The organism is Halorubrum sp. CSM-61 (assembly GCF_003781945.1).
Taxonomy (GTDB): domain Archaea; phylum Halobacteriota; class Halobacteria; order Halobacteriales; family Haloferacaceae; genus Halorubrum.
On the sequence record NZ_RJJW01000004.1, the window covers coordinates 297337 to 316317 of the forward strand.

At 70.1% G+C, this 18981-nt stretch carries 20 protein-coding genes; all 20 read left to right on the top strand.

Going from position 1 to position 18981, the window contains the following annotated elements; all coding sequences use genetic code 11:
• The first annotated feature begins 41 nt into the window (after window positions 1–41).
• The 20 genes from EDM04_RS09435 (at window position 42) to EDM04_RS09530 (ending at window position 18944) form a co-directional block, all read left to right on the top strand.
• Window positions 42–740: a hypothetical protein gene (locus EDM04_RS09435; RefSeq protein WP_123621438.1), complete on the top strand. Its 699-nt coding sequence runs from the start codon at window positions 42–44 to the stop codon at window positions 738–740.
• 106 nt (window positions 741–846) lie between these two features.
• Window positions 847–1353, top strand: a complete 507-nt coding sequence (locus tag EDM04_RS09440) for a DUF5797 family protein (protein WP_123621440.1) — start codon at window positions 847–849, stop codon at window positions 1351–1353.
• A 78-nt stretch (window positions 1354–1431) separates the two neighbouring features.
• Window positions 1432–2601, top strand: coding sequence for a bifunctional phosphopantothenoylcysteine decarboxylase/phosphopantothenate--cysteine ligase CoaBC (gene coaBC / locus EDM04_RS09445; RefSeq protein ID WP_123621442.1), 1170 nt, complete (start codon window positions 1432–1434; stop codon window positions 2599–2601).
• A gap of 156 nt (window positions 2602–2757) precedes the next feature.
• On the top strand, window positions 2758–4050 hold the full coding sequence (locus EDM04_RS09450) for a monovalent cation/H+ antiporter subunit E (RefSeq protein ID WP_123621445.1): 1293 nt from the start codon (window positions 2758–2760) through the stop codon (window positions 4048–4050).
• The gene (locus EDM04_RS09455; protein WP_123621447.1) at window positions 4047–4352 is read left to right on the top strand and encodes a cation:proton antiporter; all 306 of its coding nucleotides are present in this window, start codon (window positions 4047–4049) and stop codon (window positions 4350–4352) included. The genes EDM04_RS09450 and EDM04_RS09455 overlap by 4 nt, the downstream gene beginning before the upstream one ends.
• Window positions 4352–4678, top strand: a complete 327-nt coding sequence (gene mnhG / locus EDM04_RS09460; RefSeq protein ID WP_123621449.1) for a monovalent cation/H(+) antiporter subunit G — start codon at window positions 4352–4354, stop codon at window positions 4676–4678. Before EDM04_RS09455 ends, mnhG begins: the two co-directional genes overlap by 1 nt.
• Entirely contained in the window at window positions 4675–5283 is a 609-nt protein-coding gene (locus EDM04_RS09465; protein ID WP_123621451.1) for a DUF4040 domain-containing protein, read from the top strand. The genes mnhG and EDM04_RS09465 overlap by 4 nt, the downstream gene beginning before the upstream one ends.
• Window positions 5280–5987 carry an MnhB domain-containing protein gene (locus EDM04_RS09470; protein WP_123621453.1) on the top strand — a complete coding sequence of 236 codons (708 nt, stop codon included), beginning with the start codon at window positions 5280–5282 and terminating at the stop codon, window positions 5985–5987. Before EDM04_RS09465 ends, EDM04_RS09470 begins: the two co-directional genes overlap by 4 nt.
• Window positions 5984–6490, top strand: a complete 507-nt coding sequence (locus EDM04_RS09475; RefSeq protein ID WP_206424446.1) for a cation:proton antiporter subunit C — start codon at window positions 5984–5986, stop codon at window positions 6488–6490. The genes EDM04_RS09470 and EDM04_RS09475 overlap by 4 nt, the downstream gene beginning before the upstream one ends.
• A complete protein-coding gene (locus EDM04_RS09480) occupies window positions 6483–8132 on the top strand; it encodes a proton-conducting transporter membrane subunit (RefSeq protein ID WP_123621454.1) in 1650 nt (549 codons plus the stop codon). Before EDM04_RS09475 ends, EDM04_RS09480 begins: the two co-directional genes overlap by 8 nt.
• Entirely contained in the window at window positions 8129–10246 is a 2118-nt protein-coding gene (locus EDM04_RS09485) for a cation:proton antiporter (protein WP_123621457.1), read from the top strand. The genes EDM04_RS09480 and EDM04_RS09485 overlap by 4 nt, the downstream gene beginning before the upstream one ends.
• Window positions 10243–12033: a Na(+)/H(+) antiporter subunit D gene (locus EDM04_RS09490; RefSeq protein WP_123621459.1), complete on the top strand. Its 1791-nt coding sequence runs from the start codon at window positions 10243–10245 to the stop codon at window positions 12031–12033. The genes EDM04_RS09485 and EDM04_RS09490 overlap by 4 nt, the downstream gene beginning before the upstream one ends.
• Window positions 12034–12172: 139 nt before the next feature.
• On the top strand, window positions 12173–13654 hold the full coding sequence (locus EDM04_RS09495) for a CRTAC1 family protein (RefSeq protein ID WP_123621461.1): 1482 nt from the start codon (window positions 12173–12175) through the stop codon (window positions 13652–13654).
• Between the two features lie 66 nt (window positions 13655–13720).
• The gene (locus EDM04_RS09500) at window positions 13721–13921 is read left to right on the top strand and encodes a hypothetical protein (protein WP_123621463.1); all 201 of its coding nucleotides are present in this window, start codon (window positions 13721–13723) and stop codon (window positions 13919–13921) included.
• Between the two features lie 103 nt (window positions 13922–14024).
• Complete coding sequence (locus tag EDM04_RS09505) at window positions 14025–14750, top strand: ribosome assembly factor SBDS (protein ID WP_004050105.1); 726 nt, start codon at window positions 14025–14027, stop codon at window positions 14748–14750.
• Window positions 14751–14862: 112 nt separating this feature from the next.
• Window positions 14863–15375, top strand: a complete 513-nt coding sequence (locus tag EDM04_RS09510) for a YbaK/EbsC family protein (protein WP_123621465.1) — start codon at window positions 14863–14865, stop codon at window positions 15373–15375.
• Window positions 15376–15503: 128 nt separating this feature from the next.
• Window positions 15504–16643: a metal ABC transporter solute-binding protein, Zn/Mn family gene (locus EDM04_RS09515; RefSeq protein ID WP_123621467.1), complete on the top strand. Its 1140-nt coding sequence runs from the start codon at window positions 15504–15506 to the stop codon at window positions 16641–16643.
• A gap of 104 nt (window positions 16644–16747) precedes the next feature.
• Window positions 16748–17488, top strand: a complete 741-nt coding sequence (locus EDM04_RS09520) for a metal ABC transporter ATP-binding protein (RefSeq protein WP_123621469.1) — start codon at window positions 16748–16750, stop codon at window positions 17486–17488.
• Window positions 17488–18564, top strand: coding sequence for a metal ABC transporter permease (locus EDM04_RS09525; RefSeq protein ID WP_123621471.1), 1077 nt, complete (start codon window positions 17488–17490; stop codon window positions 18562–18564). The genes EDM04_RS09520 and EDM04_RS09525 overlap by 1 nt, the downstream gene beginning before the upstream one ends.
• A 95-nt stretch (window positions 18565–18659) precedes the next feature.
• On the top strand, window positions 18660–18944 hold the full coding sequence (locus tag EDM04_RS09530; RefSeq protein ID WP_008004266.1) for a hypothetical protein: 285 nt from the start codon (window positions 18660–18662) through the stop codon (window positions 18942–18944).
• Window positions 18945–18981 lie beyond the last annotated feature (37 nt).

Sequence of the window (18981 nt, forward strand, 5' to 3'; positions counted from 1 at the left end):
CGGTCGGTTATGTCCCTCCCGCCCCTCGCTCCGGGCGCACCATGACCGAAACCGAATCGACGACGGACGCGTTCGATCGGGACGCCGTTCGCTCCGCCAGTCGCATCGCCGTCGGGGCGCTCGCGCTGGTGGGCGTGTTGTACCTGTTCACGCTGCTGCCGGGCGTCGACCGCTTGGTCCCGCTGACGCCGGTCACCTTCGCCGCGGTCGCCAGCGCCGTGGTGACGGTCGCGGTCGTCGCCCTCCTCCTGTTCGCCGCGCCGAAGGTCGCCGCGCTGACGCGCGCCGCCCTCCACCGGACCGACGCCGGAAACCGCGTCGAGCGCATCGCCGAGAACGGGGCCGCGTTGGCCTACTGGCTCGTCGTGCTCGCGGCCGTGCTGGTCGCGCACCGCGGGCTCGCCGGCGCGGTCGTCCCCCTCCTCGACGGGTTCGAGTGGACGTACGACGCCGCGTTCCTGCTCGCGTCGCTCGTCCCGCTCGCCTTCGTCGTCGCGCGGCTGACCGTGACCGTCGACCCGCTCTCGGAGCTCGTCGCGGACCGGGTTTCGGGGGCGAAACCGGACCCCGATTCGGCGGCCGCCGCCGGGGAGGCCGACGAGTCCGCGGCCGAGTCCACCGAGATCGACGCGGCCGATTCGCAGGGCCACTCGATCGAGGAGCGGTGGGGCGTCGACGACGAGTTCGGGGACGCGTCGGAGACGGCCGACGCCTCGGACGACGAGTCGACGAACTCCTAACGCGGACCGGGAGATCGACCGGACAGATCGATCGGGTCGAACGACTGGTCCCTCGTCTCGGACAGCGATCCGGAACGTCCATACCTGCCCCGGTGAACGGGGACGTATGACGCTGACCGACGAGGAGCGGAGCCGGCTCGCCGACATCGTCCGCCTCCAGCCGACGAAGAACGGCGAGCTGCAGGACGCGTGGGGGCTCGACAGCGGCAGCGAGGTCCACCAGTACCTCGAGAACCACCTCAAGGAGTACTACTACCGCGACGACGACAGCCTGATCCGGTCGACCGCCGAGGCGAACGACCTCGTCGACGTCGAGCCCGGGATCGAGGCCGACGCCGTCGCCAAGGGCGGCGCGCCGGAGACGATCCGCGTCCCCGAGCTGGAGGCCCGGGTGTTCGAGGTCGTGGCGGGCCCCGACGAGCGGTCGCAGTCGGTCGTGGCCGTGCTCAACGCGGTCCGCGAGGCGTTCGACCTCGATCCCGACGTCGACGAGGTGCGGCGCGCCCTCCGGAGCCTCGAACGGAAGAACGTCGTCGAGGTCGTCTACCGGACCGTGCCGACGTTCAAGCTGGCCGTCGAGCGCGACGAGATCACCGTCGAGATCGCGGAGTAACTGCTTGTCTGCTCGCCGACGGCGAGAGCGTTCCGCAACATCACCTTATAAGCCGCCGGGGCCGGAACCCTCTCGGTAATGCTACAGGGGGTCAACGTCGCGCTCGGCGTCTCGGGGAGCATCGCGGCGGTGAAGGTCGTCGAACTCGCCCACGAGCTGCGTCGCCACGGCGCGAGCGTCCGCGCCGTCATGTCCCCGGCGGCGACGAACATCGTCCACCCGTGGGCGGTCGACTTCGCGACCGACGAACCCGTCGTCACCGAGATCACCGGGAGCGTCGAACACGTCGAGCTGTGCGGGCGGGACGGCTGGGCCGACGTGCTCCTTTTAGCGCCGGCGACCGCGAACACCGCGGGGAAGGTCGCGGCCGCGATCGACGACACCCCGGTCACGACCTGCGCGACGACCGCGCTCGGCGCGGACGTGCCGGTCGTGATGGCGCCGGCGATGCACGAGCCGATGTACGACCACCCGGGCGTACTGGAGGCGCTCGATCGGCTGGAGGCGTGGGGCGTTCGGTTCGCCGACCCCCGGATCGAGGAGGGGAAGGCGAAGATCGCCGCGGAGGAGGACGTCGTGACGCAGGTCGCTCGGGCGACGACGCCGCAGTCGCTCGCGGGGACCCACGTCGTGGTCACCGCGGGCGCGACGAAAGAGCGGATCGACCCGATCCGAATCTTGACGAACCGGGCGTCGGGCAAGACCGGCCGGGCGGTCGCCCGGGCGCTGTACGTCCGGGGCGCGACCGTGACGCTGGTGCAGGACGGCCCGGAGGTCCCCTACGCCGACGTGGTCGCGGTCGAGACCGCGGCGGAGATGATGGCGGCGTGTCGCCGGACCGCGGCCACCGCGGACGCGCTGGTCTCCGCGGCGGCCATCTCCGATTTCACCGCCGACGCGGTCGACGAGAAGATCCGGTCGGGGTCGCCGCTGTCGGTCGAGCTGGAGCCGACGCCGAAGCTGATCGACTCGGTGCGCGAGGCGTACCCGGACCTCCCGATCGTCGGGTTCAAGGCCGAGACCTCCGGCGACGACGACGCGATGGTCGCGGAGGCCGAGCGGATCCGCGACCGGGTCGGGCTCGCGTTCGTCGTCGCCAACGACGCGAGCGTGATGGGCGGCGACGAGACCCGCGTCCTCCTCGTCGGCGAGGCGGGGACCGAACCGGAGGAGGCCGTCGGCTCGAAGGACGCGGTCGCGGGGCGGATCGCCGACCGGCTGGCCGCGGAGATCGGGCGGTCGGCGTAGCGACCGAGCCGGTCCGCGGCGACGGCCCCTTTCCCCCTCGTTCACCTCGAAACCGTCGCGGATACAAACTGTTTTGAGGCGGTAGAGAAAGGATCGGGACAGAGATACACATGTGCATAGAGACGGCGAAACTCGGCCCCGTCGGAGGTGTGGTAGGTGGCTGACACCGACGCCGGTAGCGACACCGCCGACGGCGAGCCCACCGGTGACGAGACCGACGACGCCGGTCCCGGCGACCCGTCCGGCCTCGGCGACGGCCCGGGACGGGAGTCGCCGTCCGCTCCGACCGGCGGGCTCGTCGTGCCCGTCGAACCGACGCCGACCCTCCGCCAGACGGTCGCGTACGCGATCGAGGCGGCGGTCGAGGACGGGTTCTCGACGGTCCACCTCGTGGAGATCGCGTCGTGGCGCGACGGCGACCCCGGCGCCGAGGACCGCGCGGCGTCGGCGGAACGCGTGCTCGAACGCGCCGAGGCGTGGGCGGACTCCGACTTGGACGACCTCGACGGGGAGCGTCCGCCGGTGACGGTCACCACGGAGCTGATCGGCGGCGACGAGTACCTGTTCGGACCGGACGACTACGTCCGGGTGCTCGCCGCCTACGCGGCGGAACACGGGGCCGACGCGGTGCTGCTCGATCCGGAGTACAGCCCCGTCGGTAACACCACCCTGCTCCAGCCGCTGGAGTTCGCGCTGTCGAACACCTCGCTGGCCGTCGAGACGGCGCCGGTGACGCGCCCGACCCGGCGCGAGCGGCTCCGAAGCGAGGCGACCGGGAAGCGGTCCGTCGCGATGTTCGGCTTCTCGCTGGCCTTCTACCTGATCCTGGGCGACCCCTTCTACTGGTTCGACTGGGTGACCGGGATCGCGACCGCGGCGATCGTCTCGATCACCCTCTCGCGGGTCAGCATCGACGTCGAGCCCGCGATTCCGCGAACGCCGATGCGGGTGGTCCGCGGGATCATCTACGTCCCCGTCCTCCTCTTCGAGATCGTCAAGGCGAACGTGGAGGTCGCGCGGGTGATACTGGACCCGCGGCTCCCGATCGAGCCGACGATGAACCGGATGCGCGTGATCGTCGGCAGCGGGCTCCCGCTGATGACGCTCGCGAACTCGATCACGCTGACGCCGGGAACGCTGACGGTCCGCGCCCGCGACAGCGACCTGTACGTCCACTCGCTCATCCCGTCGGCCCGCGACGGGCTCTTCGACGGCTCTCTGGAGCGATGGACGCGGTTCGTCTACTACGGGCGGGCGTCCGCGCGGCTCCCGACGCCGCGCGAGCGCGACGACTGCGCGATCTTGCAGGGTCCCGACGCGACCGAGGAGCTGCCGATCGCCGCCGCCGACGGCGGCGTCGAGGGATCCGTAGGAGACGGCGACTCGCAGGCCGACCCCGGCGAGGAAGACCGCGAGGACCGCGAACCGACCGAGGTGACCGACGGATGAGCGTCGTCGACGCCGCGCTCGTCGCCGGCTACACGGTCGGCGACTTCCTGCTTCTCGCGGCCGCGGGCTTCACCGTGCTCGCGATCGGGATGCTCTACCGCGCCGTGAGGGGACCGACGATGCAGGACCGGGTGCTCGCGGTGAACGTCCTCGGGACGAACACCGTCGTCATCCTCGCCATCCTGAGCGCCGCGCTCTCTGAGCCGACGTTCCTCGACATCGCCTTGGTGTACGCGCTGTTGAACTTCCTTATGGCCATCGCCATCTCGAAGTTCACCGTCGAGCGGGGTGGCGTGCTGTGATGGAGGCGCTCGGGACCGCCCGCGTGGCGCTCGTCGTCGCCTTCACGCTGCTCGGGCTGTTCTTCTCGTTCGTCTCGATGACGGGCGTCCTCCGGCTCCCCGACGTGTACTCGCGGGCGCACACCGCCTCGCAGGCCGACACGCTCGGCGCCGGCTTCGGGCTGGCCGCGGTCGCGCTCGCGATCGGGTGGGAGGCGGCCGGGGTCAAGAGCGTGCTCCTGCTGTTTTTCATCTTCGTGACGAACCCGACGGCGGCCCACGCGATCGCTCGGGCCGCCTTCGAGGAGGGAACCGTGCCGTGGACCGAGGGGGACGAGCGCCGATGACGGGCGCTGTCGCCCTCGCGACCGGCTCCGTCGCCTCCGTCGCCCCGCTCTCCCCGATCGTCGCGCAGGTCACCGCGATCGAGGCGAGTCTGCTCGCGTTCGTCGTGCTCACGGCGCTCGCGACCGCGTTCGCCCGGGACGTGCTCGCGGCGGTCATCGTCTTCGGGGCGTACAGCCTCGGGATGGCCGCGCTGTACACGTTCTACCGCGCCCCCGACGTGGCGCTGACGGAGGCCGCGATCTCCGCCGGCGTGACGACCGTTCTCCTGCTGTTGACGCTCGCGAAGACGACCCGGATCGACCACGACGCCGTCTTCGAGTCGGTGAACCTCCCCGCCGCGGGGGCCGCCGGGTTCCTGTTCGCCGGGCTGCTGCTCACAATGGGCGACATCCCGGCGATCGGCTCGCCCGACGCGCCGGTCTGGTCGAACCCGGAGGTGACCCAGTGGTACCTGACGGAGACGTACGCGCAGACCCACGTGGAGAACACCGTGATGGCCGTGCTGGCGGCGTTCCGTGGGTTCGACACGTTCGGCGAGGCGGTCGTCGTCTTCGCCGGCGGGATCGCGGCGCTGATCGTGTTACACCGGGAGGTGTTCGCATGAGCGACCGCGTCGACGACACCGACATGACCGACACAGCCATCGACGATCCGTCCGAGGCGCCGGCAGACGACCGAGACGACCCCACGGAAGACGACGTGGGCGACGCGGAGTCCGGCCTCCCGTCGCACCGCGCCGTCCCGCGAACGGGGCGGCTCGACTCCGAGGACCGACAGGGAGTCCCCTACACCGAGAGCCAAGTGATCATGCCGACCGTGAAGGTGGTCGCGCCGTTCGCGTTCACCTTCGGCCTCTTCATCACCTTCCACGGGAGCGGCTCGCCCGGCGGCGGGTTCCAGGGCGGCGCGATCGTGGCCGCCGTGGTGTTCATGATCGCGTTCGCGTTCGGCATCGAGGCGACGCGCGACTGGCTCGCGAACACCGTCGTCGTCGCGCTCGCTGTCGGCGGCGCGCTCGCGTTCGCCGGCATCGGGCTCGTCCCGGTCGCGCTCGGCGGGGCGTTCCTCCAGTACGACCTCCTCCCGATCCCGATCCTCGACCCCGTCAAGTACGGGATGGAGGGCGTGGAAGTGATCGGGATCGCCCCCATCGTGGCCGGCGTGCTCATGGGGCTGTTCTTCCTGCTCGCGAACGGGTTCGGCTCCGAGGGCGGCGGATTCGGAGGCGGCGCCCCCGACGAGGGCGGGTCGATCGACGAGACCGGGTCCCTCGAAGAGGGGGCGGCCGACGCCGGGGGTGACCGATGACGGTCGCGCTCGACGCCGCGGCCGGCTCCGTTCCCGTCCTCGCCTCCGCCCTCGCGTCCGGGACCGCGACCGCATCCGCGTTCGACGTGTTGACGACGAGACACTCGTACGTCGCGTTCGCGCTGCTGTTGTGTATCGGGATCTATATGATGATCGCCAACCCCCACCTCGTGAAGAAGATAATCGGACTCAACCTGTTCCAGACGGCGATATTCCTGCTGTTCATCACCTCGGCGTACGTCGAGGGCGGCGCGATCCCGATCGTTCCCGAGGGCGCGGCCGAGACGGGGACGTTCGTCAGCCCGCTCCCGCACGTGATCGTGCTCACCGCCATCGTCGTCGGCGTGAGCCTCACCGCGGTGGGGCTCGCGCTCTGTATCCGCATCTACGACGAGTACGGGACGCTCCGGACCGACGTGCTCCGAGAGCTGCTGCGCGACGAGGGGTCGCTCCCTCAGCGGCCGGCGATCGGCGGCACAGACCGGGGTGAGACCGATGAGTGACGTGCTCCTCCCGGTCGCCGTCGCCGTCCCGATCGTCGCGGCGACGCTCCCGATCGCGCTCGGGCTGAAGTACGAGCGCGCGGGGTGGCCGGTCGCGGCGGCCGCGACGACGGTTCTCGCCGGACTCACGGCCGCGATCGGCCTCGAGGTGGCCCGCGACGGAGCGTTCTCGCACGCGCTCGGAACGTACGAGCCGCCGATCGGGATCGAGCTGGTGGCCGACGAGCTGTCGGTCGCGGTGCTCGTCTTAGTCGCCGCCGTCTCGCTGGCGACGCTCCCGTTCGCGCGGGTGGCCGGACCGCGCGGCAACTCGTTTTACAGCGGGTACCTGCTCTTGGTCGGCGGGCTCACCGGGCTCGTCCTCACGGGCGACCTGTTCAACATGTTCGTCTTCCTCGAGATCGTCGGGATATCGACGTACGCGCTCATCGCGGCCGACCGATCCGGAGCGAGCGCGTACGCCTCGCTGAAGTACCTCGTGGTTGGGACGGTCGGCGCCTCGCTGTACCTGCTCGGCGTCGGCTACGCCTTCCTCGCGACGGGGACGCTGAACATGCTCGACATGCAGGTGCAGATCGTCGAGCAGGCGAGCTACGCCGACCCGCTGATCCGCGCGAGCTACGCGCTGATCGTCGCGGGGCTCGGGCTGAAGATCGCCGTGTTCCCGATCCACGCGTGGCAGCCGGACGCGTACCAGCGCGCGCCCGACGCGGTGACGACGATCGTCGCGGCGCTGGTGTCGACCGCGAGCGCGTACGCGCTGATCCGGGTGTCGTACACCGTCTTCACGGTCGACTTCCTCGCGGCCAACGACGCGATCACGACGGTCATGCTGACCGTCGCCGGCGCGTCGATCCTCGCGGGCTCGGCGCTCGCGGCGGTGCAGTCCGACCTCAAGCGGATGTTCGCGTACTCCTCGGTCGCGCAGTTCGGGATGATCGTCGCCGCGGTCGCGCTCGCCAACGAGACCGCGCTGCTCGGCGGGATCGTCCACCTGATCGGCCACGGCCTGCTGAAGTTCGGCCTCTTCTTAGGGGCCGGCCTGCTGGCGCTCGGCTACGGCGCCCGAGAGCTCGACGACCTCGCGAGCGCGGCCCGGTCCGCCCCCTACACGGCCGGAGCGATCGTTCTGCTCGGACTCGGCCTCGTCGGAATCCCGCCGTCGATCGGCTTCCTCGGGAAGTGGTACATCGGCGTCGGCGCGGTCGAGTCCAGCATGGGCGGCGGGTCCGCCGGAATCGCGATTGCGGCCGTGATCTTCGTCAGCACGCTGTTCACGCTGTCGTACGTCGCCCGGGTGATAGAGCGGTTCTACTTCGCCGGCGTCGGAATTCCGGACGGGCACGGCGAGGGTGACGAGCACGGCGCCGCCGGTCACGACGACGGCGACCACGCCGGCGTCGCGGCCGACGGCGGTCGCGAATCGTCGGCGGAGGGCGTCGCCAGCGGGTCCGAGGCCGAGAGCGACGGTCCCCTCACGCCCGTCGTCGACGCGCCGCGGTCGCGGTTCGTCCCGGACCGCGTGTCCTCGGCGCCGCTCGCGATCCTGATCCTCGCTGCGCTGACGACGGTCGCGCTCGGCTTCGGCGGCTACGCGCTGTTCGAGTGGTTCGACCCGTTCCTCACGGAGGTGTTCGCATGACTGACGTACCCATAACCGATCTACGCCCCCTACTGGCGGTCCTCGTCTCGTTCGTCGCGGCGTTCTTCATCGTCGCGTCGCACCGTTCCCCGAACGTCCGCGAGGGGTGGACGATCGCGGCGGCGGTCGCGAAGTTCGCGATCGTCGCCTCGATGCTGCCGGCGGTCCTCGACGGGGCCGTCTTCGAGTGGTCGCTCGGCGCGTTCCTGCCCGGCATCGAGTTCGTCCTGCGCGCGGACTCGCTCGGGATGCTGTTCGCGTTCCTCGCGAGCGGGCTGTGGATCGTCACGTCCTTCTACAGTATCGGCTACATGCGCGGCAACGACGAGGTGAACCAGACGCGGTACTTCGCCGCGTTCGCGGTGTCGCTGTCGGCGACGATGGGGATCGCGTTCGCGGGCAACCTCGTGACGATCTTCGTGTTCTACGAGATCCTCTCGATCGCGACGTATCCGCTCGTCGCCCACGACGAGACCGACGAGGCCCGCGCGGCGGGCCGGAAGTACCTCGCGTACACGATGTTCGGCGGCGGCGTGCTCGTCTTGGCGGGGACCGCCCTCGTCTACCTGATCGCCGGCAACGTCGACTTCACCGCCGGCGGCATCGAGGAACTCGCCAACGCCGACCCCGGCCTCGCGATGCTCGCCTTCTTCCTCCTCGCGATCGGGTTCGGCGTGAAGGCAGGCATCATGCCGCTGCACCAGTGGCTCCCCGAGGCGATGGTCGCGCCGACGCCCGTCTCCGGACTGCTCCACGCGGTCGCGGTCGTCAAGTCCGGCGCGTTCGGCGTCTCGCGCGTCGTCCTCGACGTGTTCGGCCCGGAGCTCGTCTTCGACCTCTCGCTCCCGCTCGGCTTCTCGGCCGGGCTCGTCCTCTCGACGATCGGAGCGATCACGTTGACGGCGGCCTCGATCATCGCCTTACGGAAGGACCACCTGAAACAGCGGCTCGCCTACTCGACGGTGAGCCAGTTGAGCTACATCATCCTCGGGCTCGGGCTGTTCGGCTGGTACGGGCTCGTCGGCGCGCTACTGCACATCCCGGCGCACGCGTTCATGAAGCTCACCCTGTTCTTCTGTGCGGGGAACCTCCACGTCTCGACGCACACCGACTACATCTCCGAGATGGCGGGGATCGGCAAGCGGATGCCCCTGACGATGGGGGCCTTTACGGTCGCCTCGCTCGGGATGGCGGGGATACCGCTGCTCGCCGGCTTCGTGAGCAAGTACTACATGCTGATCGGCGGGATTCAGATGGGCGCCGAGCTGACGCCGGTGGCCTACTACCTCGTCGGGGCGCTGCTGCTCTCGGGCGTGCTCAACGTCGCGTACTTCTGGCCGGTGATCTACACCGCCTTCTTCGAGGCGGAGGACGCCCACGACGCGAAGCCGCTCGTCGACTTCCGGATGGGCGGGGAGTCGCGGTCGACCCTGGCGGCGACAGACGGTGGCCGTCCCGAGGGCGGTAGCGATGACGACGAAGGCGGAGACGAAGACGCGGACGACGTCGACGAGGTCGTCGAGAGCGCCGAGGGCGACTCGGCGGTCGACGCCGGGGACGCGGAGTCCGCCGGCGACGACGCCGAGGTCCCGGACGACTCCGACATCCCCGACGCGGAGACGGACGACCTCCCGACCGACGAGGACGGGGTGGTCCGACCGGACTTCGACACGAGCGATCGGGACTTCTCCGAGCCCGCGGAGCGCGTCGACACCGGCGATTACGCGGTCGACTCGCGCCCCTCCGACGCTGACGTGCCGTTCGGCGTGGGAAGCGGCGACGACGATGACGGAGCTGACGACCACACGGACCGTGACGACCACGGCGACGACACGACCCATGACGACCACGACGGCGATCACATGAACCACGCAGACCACGACACCCACGACGACCACGGCCACGCCGGCGGACCGCCGCCGGGCGGCTGGGAGCACATCGCGGGGCTCGACGCCCTCCTCGGGCGCGAGTCGACGTGGTTCACGCTCGCCCCGATCCTCACCGCGATGAGCCTCGCGGTGCTGCTCGGCGTGATACCCTACGAGATGGGCTTCCTGGAGCTGATCGAGCTCATCGTCGACACGCGGCTCCCCGAGGGGGTGATGCGGCCGTGAACCCGGTCCTCACCTCGGTGCCGCCGTACGTGCTGCTCGCCGTCGCCGCGCTCGCCGTGCTCGCGCTCCCGCGTCGGTCCGGCCACGCGGCCGCCGCGCTCGCGACCGCGTTCACGTTCGTGCAGGCCGTCCTGCTCGGCGACGGGGGGACGGGCGCGCACCTCGCGACGCAGTTCCTCGGCTTCGACGTGGTGTGGTTCAACGTCGACCAGTTCTCGCTTTTGATGGGGGTCGTCGTCGGCTTCCTCGCGACCGCGGCGGTGCTGTACGCGTACGGCACCGAGGCGCCGACGTGGGTGACCGCGTTCGCGCTGATCTACGTCTCCTCGACGGTCGGGACGATCTACGCCGGCGACTGGCTCACCCTGATCTTCTTCTGGGAGCTGATGGCCGTCACCTCGACGCTGCTGGTGTGGCAGTACGGCGGGGCGGCGGTGCGGGCCGGCTACCGCTACGCGCTGTTCCACGGGATCGGCGGGACGGTCCTGCTCGGCGCTGTCGTCGTCCACGGCGCCGCGATGCTCGGGAGCGTGCCGGCCGCCGAGATATTCCTGTTCTCGTCGACGACCGGAATCGACGCCTCCGCGACGCTGCTCGCGGCGATCGGGATCGGCGTCAACTGCGGGTTCATCTTCCTGCACACGTGGCTGCCGGACACCTACCCGCGCCCGCACGTCGCGGCGTCGGTGTTCCTCTCGGTGTTCACGACGAAGACCGCGGTGTACGTGATGTACCGCGCGTTCCCCGAGGGCGGCATGTGGCTCGCGTACCTCGGCGGATTCATGGCCGTCTACGGCGCCTTTTTCGCGCTGTTACAGTACGACCCGCGCCGCCTGCTGTCGTACCACATCCAGGCGCAGGTCGGCTACATGCTCGCCGGGCTCGGGCTCGCGACGTACGTCGGCGAGTTCGCCGTCACCGGCGGGTTCGCCCACCTGTTCAACAACGTCCTCTACAAGAGCCTCCTGTTCATGGCGGTCGGCGTCGTCATTTACCGGACCGACGTCGAGGACATCAGGGACATGGGCGGGCTCTGGCGGGTGATGCCCGTCACGTTCCTCGTGTACCTCGTCGGCGCGGCCTCGATTACCGCCGTCCCGGGGTTCAACGGGTTCATCTCGAAGGGGATGGTGATCGACTCCGCCCACGAGGTCCACAACTTCGAGTTGCTGTTCGGGGAGGGGTTACTCTGGTGGCTGCTCATCCTCGGCGGCGTGGGGACGTTCATGTCCTTTATCAAGCTCGGCTACTACGTGTTCTTCCACGGCTCGGCGACGCTGTCGCCGAAGGACGCCACCGCGTTCCAGACCGCCGGGATGGTGCTGGCCGGCGGGGCCTGCGTCTTCTTCGGGGTGTTCTACTACCAGCTGATCGAGCTGATGCCGTTCACCGAGATCATCCTCGGCGAGGAGTTCTACTTCAACCCCTACAGCGCGAGCCACCTGACCGAGTCGGCGTGGCTGATGGGGGCCGGCTTCGTCGGCTTCTTCGCGCTGAAGCGCCCGCTCGGCTGGCTCGCCCACCACATGCGGGACGTCGACGCCGTGACGTATCCCGCCGCGTTCTACCTCGCTCGCGGGTCGATCTGGGGCGTCACCGAGCTGTGGGCCGCCGTCGACCGTTGGGTGATGCACGCGATCGCGACCGTCGAGTGGATCGGGATGCATCCGCGGGAGACGCTCGGGCGCGCCGGCGTCGACGTCGAGATCCGGACCGGCATCGGCCGGAGCGTCCTCTTCTTGACGCTCGCGGCCGGGATCGCGCTGTTCGTGTTCGTGCTCGGCTAGCCGGAGCGCGCCGGTTTATAAGTGGCCGGCGCTCCCGCGCCGTCGGTCGCCGTCGACCCCGCTCGATCGCAAGCTCGCTTATAAACCCGCCTCCAAGCGGACCCGTGAGTTCTTATTCTCCGAGCGGTGACGGACGGCCATGTTCACGGAGCGGTCCGACCTCGTCGCGGACGACGACCCGGTTCGGGGCTACGGCGTCGCGGTGACGCCCGGCCGGGAGGGACCGCTCGTGTTCGTCGCGGGGTACGGAGAGCCCAACCGACTGTACGCCCGCGACGGCGACCGCTTCGCCGACACGGCCTGCGGCATCGTCGCCGACGGGACGCGACACGGGATGGGCGTGTGCGCGGCCGACCTCGACGCCGACGGCTGCGAGGAGGTGTACGTTCACAACTGTACCAAGGGCGTCGACGGCGGCGGCGACCCGGACCTCCTCTTGAATCGGCTCGAGTCCGAGCGCTACCGCTGGACCGACCTGTTCGCGCTCGACGTGAACGCCGACCGACTCGCCGTGCGCGCGGGGCGGTCGGTCGCCGCGCTCGACCGCCTCGGGACCGGACGCTACGGCGTCGCCGTCTCCGGGTACGCCGCCCCCCTCTCCTTCTACGAGCTCGGCGACGACGGGGAGATCACGGACATGGCCGACGCGGTCGGGCTGGAGGTCGACGGCGGGTGTCGGTCGCTGCTCGCGGTCCCGCACTGCTCGGGCGAGGGCGACCTGTTCGCGGGCGTCGAGCGCGGGCCGAACCGGCTGTTCCGGAACGACGGCGGCCACTACGACGCCGCCGACGGCGACGCGGCGCTCTCGGACCCGGCGGGCGACACGCGCGGGGCCGCCCTCGTCGACGAGGGCGGCCGGTTCGCGTTCGCGGTCGGCAACGAGGGCGGGCCGAACCGCCTCCTCCGCCGAGCGCCCGACGGCGGGTTCGTCGACGCCGCGCCGCCCGCACTCCGGGACACGGGGCGCGTCCGGACGGTCGTCGCCGCCGACTTCGACAACGACGGCCGCGAGGAGCTGTTCTTCAACGCCTCGGGGGAGCCCAATCGGCTCTTCGCGCGCGGCGGCGAGAACGGGGAAGAAACCGATGACGACGGGGCGCGCTGGCACCGGGTCGATCCGGGCCCGGCGGCCGAGCCGGACGGGTTCGGTACCGGTGCGGTCGCGGCCGACGTCGACGGCGACGGCGTCCTCGAGCTGATCGTGGTCCACGGCGAGGTCGCGGCGCAACCGATATCGGTGTACAAGGACCCGGCGGCGGCGACGGCCGGGTGGGTCCGCGTCCGCCCGACCACCCGTCACGGGGCTCCCGCGCGGGGCGCCGTGGTCCGGCTCGAAACGGCCGACGGCGTCCAGCGGCGCACCGTCGACGCCGGCGGCGGCTGCCTCTGTCAGACGGAGCCGGTGGCGCACTTCGGGCTCGGCGGGGCGACCCCGGTCCGGGCGCACGTCCGGTGGCCCGACGGCCGCGAGCGAACGCTGACCGACCCGCCGGCGAACGCGGAGCTCGCGGTCGAACACCCCTCGCGGACCGCGGCGTCGACGGCGAGACGGCGGGGACGCGGACGGAGCGACGGGGGACGACGGAGTGACGGAGGCGACGGCCGCCCCGTCGGTCGGTGAGCTCGAGCGCTCGGCCAGAACTGCCGCCCTTCGCAGGTTCAAGTGTCCGGAGGTGTACGGACGGGTATGGTAGATCCGACTTCCGACCTCGAGGAGGACGTCGACGAGGAGTCCGCGCCGCGCTGTGCGACCTGTGGGGGGCCGGCGCTCGGCACCGATCGCCGGACGGTGACGTGGGTCGACGGCGACGGCGCGGTGCACCGACAGTTCTGTTCGCAGGCCTGTCGAGACGAGTGGACGGACGAGCGTCCCTCCGCGGGGGACTGATCGGCGGGCTCGGGGCGCACGGGAGGGCGGGGACCGAACGGGACGATTGGACTCGCGGCGCGTCGCGGGAGGCTTTTTCACCGTAGGGGTGGTAGCGGGGGGTATGATATCGCTCGACGAGGCCGTGACGGCCCGACTGGAGTCGCACGGCGAACGGTTCGAGGTGCTGATCGACCCCGACGCCGCGCTCGCGATGAAGCGGGGGGAGTTCGAGGGCGACTTGGAGGACGTGATCGCCGCCGAGGACGTGTTCGAGAACGCGTCCCGCGGCGACCGTCCGGCGGAGGAGGACTTGGAGACCGTGTTCGGCACCACGGACGCGCTGGAGATCATCCCCGAGGTCGTCGAGCGCGGGGAGATCCAGATCACCGCCGAGCAGCGCGAGGAGATGATGGAGCGGAAGCACAACCAGCTCGTCACCACCATCACGCGTAACGCGGTGAACCCGCAGATGGACGACTCGCCGCACCCGCCCGAGCGTATCGAGCGCGCGCTCGAAGAGGCGGGCTTTCAGGTCGACCCGATGGAGCCGGTCGAGAACCAGGTCGACGACGCGCTCGAGGCCCTTCGCCCCGTCATTCCGATCCGCTTCGAGGAGGTGACGATGGCGGTCCAGCTCCCCGCCGACTACGCGGGCTCCGGGCAGGCCCAGATCCGCGAGTTCGGCGACCTCGAACGTGAGGAGTGGCAGAACGACGGCTCGTGGGTGGGCGTGTTAACCTTCCCCGCCGGACTCCAGAACGACCTGTACGACCTCGTCAACGAGGTCACCTCCGGCGAGGGCGACGCCCGCGTGATCAAGGACAAAGACGAGCTGCGGACGCGGTAGGGCGTCGACAGCCCGGTTCGCAGGCGGGATGTCGGTGCGACCGCCTTCCGATCGGTCGCCATACGTGCCGCGGCCGAGAGCTTCATACCCGGCCGCGAGCCTCTTCCTCGTCATGCACGAGCGCGCGGCGGAGTTCGCGGAACGGGCACAGGACCGATACGGTGTCGACCTCGACGTACTGGAGTTCGACGCGGGGACGGAGACCGCGGCCGCCGCGGCCGACGCCGTCGGCTGTGACACCGCCGCGATCGCCTCCACGATCGTGGTGTCGCTCTCGGGCGGCGAGGCCGGAGCCGGCCACGCGGACGGAGCCGACGAAGACCGGCTCGTCGCGGCGATCACGAGCGGCGCGAACCGGCTCGATCTGGACGCGGTCGCGGAGCGGTTCGACGCGACCTCGGCCTCGATGGCGGACCCCGAGCGGATCCGTGAGGTCGTCGGCTGGAGCATCGGCGGCGTCCCGCCGATCTGTCACGACGCCGCGCTCCCGACCGTCCTCGACCCGACGCTCACGGAGTACGACACCGTCCACGGCGCGGCGGGGACGCCGAGCGCGCTCTTCCCGATCGATCCGGAGACGCTCGCGGCCCTCGCCGACGCGACGGTCGTCGACCTCACCGAGTGAGCGGAAACGCCCGCAGTCGGACTCCCGAGCGCCGAGTTGTTAACCGAGGGCGCTCTTTGCACCATAAGTTATTAAGATAGAGTTGTGAAATAACAACCTTTTTCTGTTAATCGGCGGTATCGATCGGTATGACTCACTCACGGCGGTCGGTGTTGCGTCGCGGTGCGGGACTCGCGGTCGCGGGAACGGCGGCGTCGCTGGCCGGGTGTTCCGACGCCGCGACCGGCGAATCGGGGGAGTTCGACGCCGGTTACGGCGCCTTCTTCACCCTGACTGACTGGGCGAACCAGATCGCCGGCGACCACGCGACCTTCGAGGACCCGGTTGACGTGGGACAGCTCGGCCACGGGTGGACGCCCGACGGGAACCTCGCCGCGGACGTGGCGTCGACGGACGCGTTCGTCTACCTCGATAACTCGGAGTTCCGATGGGCCCAAGATCTGGCCGGGACGCTCGAAGACGACTACGACACGGTCGCGGTGATCGACGGGCTCGCCGGACTGGAAGACGACCTGCTCGACTGGGACCACTCGCACGAGCCGGAGGACGGCCACGACGAGGAAGAAAACCACAGCCACGACGAGGAAGAAAACCACAGCCACGACGAGGAAGAAAACCACAGCCACGACGAGGAAGAAAACCACAGCCACGACGAGGAAGAAAACCACAGCCACGACGAGGAAGAAAACCACAGCCACGACGAGGAAGAAAACCACAGCCACGACGACACCCAGTACGATCCCCACGTTTGGGTCGACCCGGTACTCGCCGCCGACGTCGTCGACACGATCGCGGCGGGACTGAGCGAGGCGGACCCCGACAACGCCGACGACTACGCCGACAACGCGGCCGCGTACGTCGAGGAGCTCGAGGCGGTCGACGCCGCCTTCCAGTCGATCGCCGACGAGGCCACGCGCGACGTGGCGGTCATGGCCGGTCACAACTCGTTTCAGTACTTAGAGGCGCGCTACGGACTTCGGCTCCACTCGCCGGTGGGCGTCTCGCCGCAGAACGAGCCGACGCAGAACGAGATCGCCGACACCATCGAGCTCGTGAACGCGGAGGGGATCGACGCGGTGCTGTACGACCGCTTCGAGTCGCCCACGCTCGCCGAGTCGATCGTCGAGAACAGCGACGCCACCGAGGCGCTCCCCGTCACGCCCGCCGGGGGGACGACGCGGGAGTGGAACGACGCCGGGTACGGCTACCTCGAACAGATGACCGAGGTCAACGTCCCCGCCTTCGAGCGGGCGTTCGGGGCGCAGTGAGCGGCGCGGGCACCGGCTCACGGGTCGGGCGGTCGACCGACCCGGCGGCGCGGCGACGGACTAAAAGAGCTAAACGTTCGGGCGACCCAGATCGGACACACGCAGTGACCGAAATCGTTGACCTCGACGGCGTGACGTTCTCCTACGGCGACACCGTCGCCGTGAGAGACGTCTCCCTGACGGTCGAGGAGGGCGATTTCCTCGGGCTCGTCGGGCCGAACGGCTCCGGGAAGACCACCCTGCTCCACCTCATGCTCGGGCTCCACGAGCCCGACGAGGGGTCCGTCGAGCTGTTCGGCCGCCCGGTCGACGAGTTCGACGACGGCGGCCGGATCGGCTACGTCTCGCAGAAGGCGACGAGCCGGGGCGGGGCGATGCCCGTCACCGTCCGCGAGTGCGTCACCATGGGTCGGTTCGCGCACGCCGGGCGAGGGCGGCTCTCCCGGGCCGACCGCGCCGCCGTCGCCGACGCGATCGAGACGGTCGGCATCGGCGAGCTCGCCGACCGGCTCGTCTCGGAGCTGTCGGGCGGCCAGAAACAGCGGGCGTACATCGCGCGCGCCCTCGCCAGCGACGCCGACCTGCTCGCGCTCGACGAGCCGACGGTCGGGGTCGACGCCGAGTCCCGCGACGCCTTCTACGCCCTCCTCGACGAGCTGAACGGCGAGGGGATCACCATCATCCTCATCGAACACGACATCGGCGTCGTCACCGACCGCGCGAACCGCATCGCCTGCGTCAACACCGAACTGTACCACCACGGGGACACGGAGTCGTTCGTCGAGAGCGACGCCCTCGCGGAGGCGTACGGCACGGCCGGACAGGTCGTCCACCACCACCACTGATGAGCGAGGGATCGGCGACTGACGACCGAGAGCACACCCCTTCCGACCGCGGGAGCCGTCAGGATCGAGGGCTCCGCCGGACCGCGGAGCTCGCCGGGATCGGGGTCACGGGCCTCGTCGCGGTCGCCATGCTCGGGTTCGTCCTGCTCTACTGGGCACAGGACCTCCCGGTGGCGAGCGACCTGTACGCCGCGTTCCGCTCGCTCGGGCGCGGGATGGACGCCGCGTTCGGCACGAACGTGTTCCGGCACCCGATCATGTGGCAGTCGATGGCGACCGGCGTGCTCGTCGGCGTCGTCGCTCCGCTGGTCGGCTCCTTCCTCGTCCACCGCGAGATGGCGCTCATCGGCGAGACGCTCGCGCACACCGCGTTCGCCGGCGTCGCGATCGGCATCCTCGTCACCTCCTCGACCGGCTGGGACGGCTCGCTACTGTTAGTCGCGCTCGTCGTCGGTATCGTCGGCGCGCTCGTTGTCCAGTGGCTCACCGAGCGCACCGACGCCTACGGCGACGTGCCGATCGCGATCATGCTCAGCGGGAGCTTCGCGGTCGGCACGCTGATCATCAGCTACGGCGACGGGCTCACCGGCGTCAACATCCGGGGGTACCTGTTCGGGAACCTCGCGGTCGTCACGCCGGACGGAGCACGGCTGATGAGCGTACTCTCGCTGATCGTCGTCGCGGGCGTGGCGTTGACGTACAAACAGCTCCTGTTCATCACTTTCGACGAGCAGGCCGCGCGGGTCGCACAGCTCAACGTCACCGGCTACAACACCCTGCTCGTGGTGTTGACTGCGGTCGTCGTCGTCGGCGCGATGCAGGTGCTCGGCGTCATCCTCGTCGCCGCGATGTTAGTCGTTCCCGTCGCGGCCGCCTCTCAGATCGCCCGGAGCTTCCGCGAGACGATGTACCTCTCGGTGATCTTCGGTCAGCTGTCGGTGATCGGCGGCTTCGCCGTCTCGATCGGCCTCGGTCTCCCCTCGGGCGGGTCGATCGTCGTCACGGCCATCGCGGTGTACCTCGCGACCATCGTCGGCTCCGGCTTCTCCGTGAAGGCGATCTCCGCGCACGGATGAGGGCGGGTCGACGGGGGGTCCGAAGCGCCCGCGAACGCCGCGCCCGCCTGCACCGGTTTCCACAGACCCTTATGTACGGCCCCCTTCCGACGGGTATGGGAGACACCGAGACCTACACGGTCACCGACCCCGACGGTAACGAGGAGTCCTTCGAACTGCCCGCCGGCCTCGTCGACGTGCTCAGCCAGCAGGGCGAGGAGCCGACCCGCGTCGTCAGCGACGTCGTGGTGCAGGCGATGGCCCAGCAGGCCCACGTCATCGCCCACCACAGCGAGGGCGAGGTGCCCGACGACATCGCGGAGATGAACGACACCGCCGCGGAGCTGTTCGAGGAGCGCTTCGGGCAGTCGCTCGAGGACGCGCTCGGCCACTCGCACTAACTCCCCGGGACGCCCGCCCGACCGATTCCTTTTATAC

Excerpts from the sequence above, each read along its gene's own strand:
- EDM04_RS09435 (WP_123621438.1), top strand. The coding sequence starts at position 42 with ATGACCGAAACCGAATCGACGACGGACGCGTTCGATCGGGACGCCGTT.
- EDM04_RS09440 (WP_123621440.1), top strand. The coding sequence starts at position 847 with ATGACGCTGACCGACGAGGAGCGGAGCCGGCTCGCCGACATCGTCCGC.
- coaBC (WP_123621442.1), top strand. The coding sequence starts at position 1,432 with ATGCTACAGGGGGTCAACGTCGCGCTCGGCGTCTCGGGGAGCATCGCG.
- EDM04_RS09455 (WP_123621447.1), top strand. The coding sequence starts at position 4,047 with ATGAGCGTCGTCGACGCCGCGCTCGTCGCCGGCTACACGGTCGGCGAC.
- mnhG (WP_123621449.1), top strand. The coding sequence starts at position 4,352 with ATGGAGGCGCTCGGGACCGCCCGCGTGGCGCTCGTCGTCGCCTTCACG.
- EDM04_RS09465 (WP_123621451.1), top strand. The coding sequence starts at position 4,675 with ATGACGGGCGCTGTCGCCCTCGCGACCGGCTCCGTCGCCTCCGTCGCC.
- EDM04_RS09470 (WP_123621453.1), top strand. The coding sequence starts at position 5,280 with ATGAGCGACCGCGTCGACGACACCGACATGACCGACACAGCCATCGAC.
- EDM04_RS09475 (WP_206424446.1), top strand. The coding sequence starts at position 5,984 with ATGACGGTCGCGCTCGACGCCGCGGCCGGCTCCGTTCCCGTCCTCGCC.
- EDM04_RS09480 (WP_123621454.1), top strand. The coding sequence starts at position 6,483 with ATGAGTGACGTGCTCCTCCCGGTCGCCGTCGCCGTCCCGATCGTCGCG.
- EDM04_RS09485 (WP_123621457.1), top strand. The coding sequence starts at position 8,129 with ATGACTGACGTACCCATAACCGATCTACGCCCCCTACTGGCGGTCCTC.
- EDM04_RS09495 (WP_123621461.1), top strand. The coding sequence starts at position 12,173 with ATGTTCACGGAGCGGTCCGACCTCGTCGCGGACGACGACCCGGTTCGG.
- EDM04_RS09500 (WP_123621463.1), top strand. The coding sequence starts at position 13,721 with ATGGTAGATCCGACTTCCGACCTCGAGGAGGACGTCGACGAGGAGTCC.
- EDM04_RS09505 (WP_004050105.1), top strand. The coding sequence starts at position 14,025 with ATGATATCGCTCGACGAGGCCGTGACGGCCCGACTGGAGTCGCACGGC.
- EDM04_RS09510 (WP_123621465.1), top strand. The coding sequence starts at position 14,863 with ATGCACGAGCGCGCGGCGGAGTTCGCGGAACGGGCACAGGACCGATAC.
- EDM04_RS09515 (WP_123621467.1), top strand. The coding sequence starts at position 15,504 with ATGACTCACTCACGGCGGTCGGTGTTGCGTCGCGGTGCGGGACTCGCG.
- EDM04_RS09525 (WP_123621471.1), top strand. The coding sequence starts at position 17,488 with ATGAGCGAGGGATCGGCGACTGACGACCGAGAGCACACCCCTTCCGAC.
- EDM04_RS09530 (WP_008004266.1), top strand. The coding sequence starts at position 18,660 with ATGGGAGACACCGAGACCTACACGGTCACCGACCCCGACGGTAACGAG.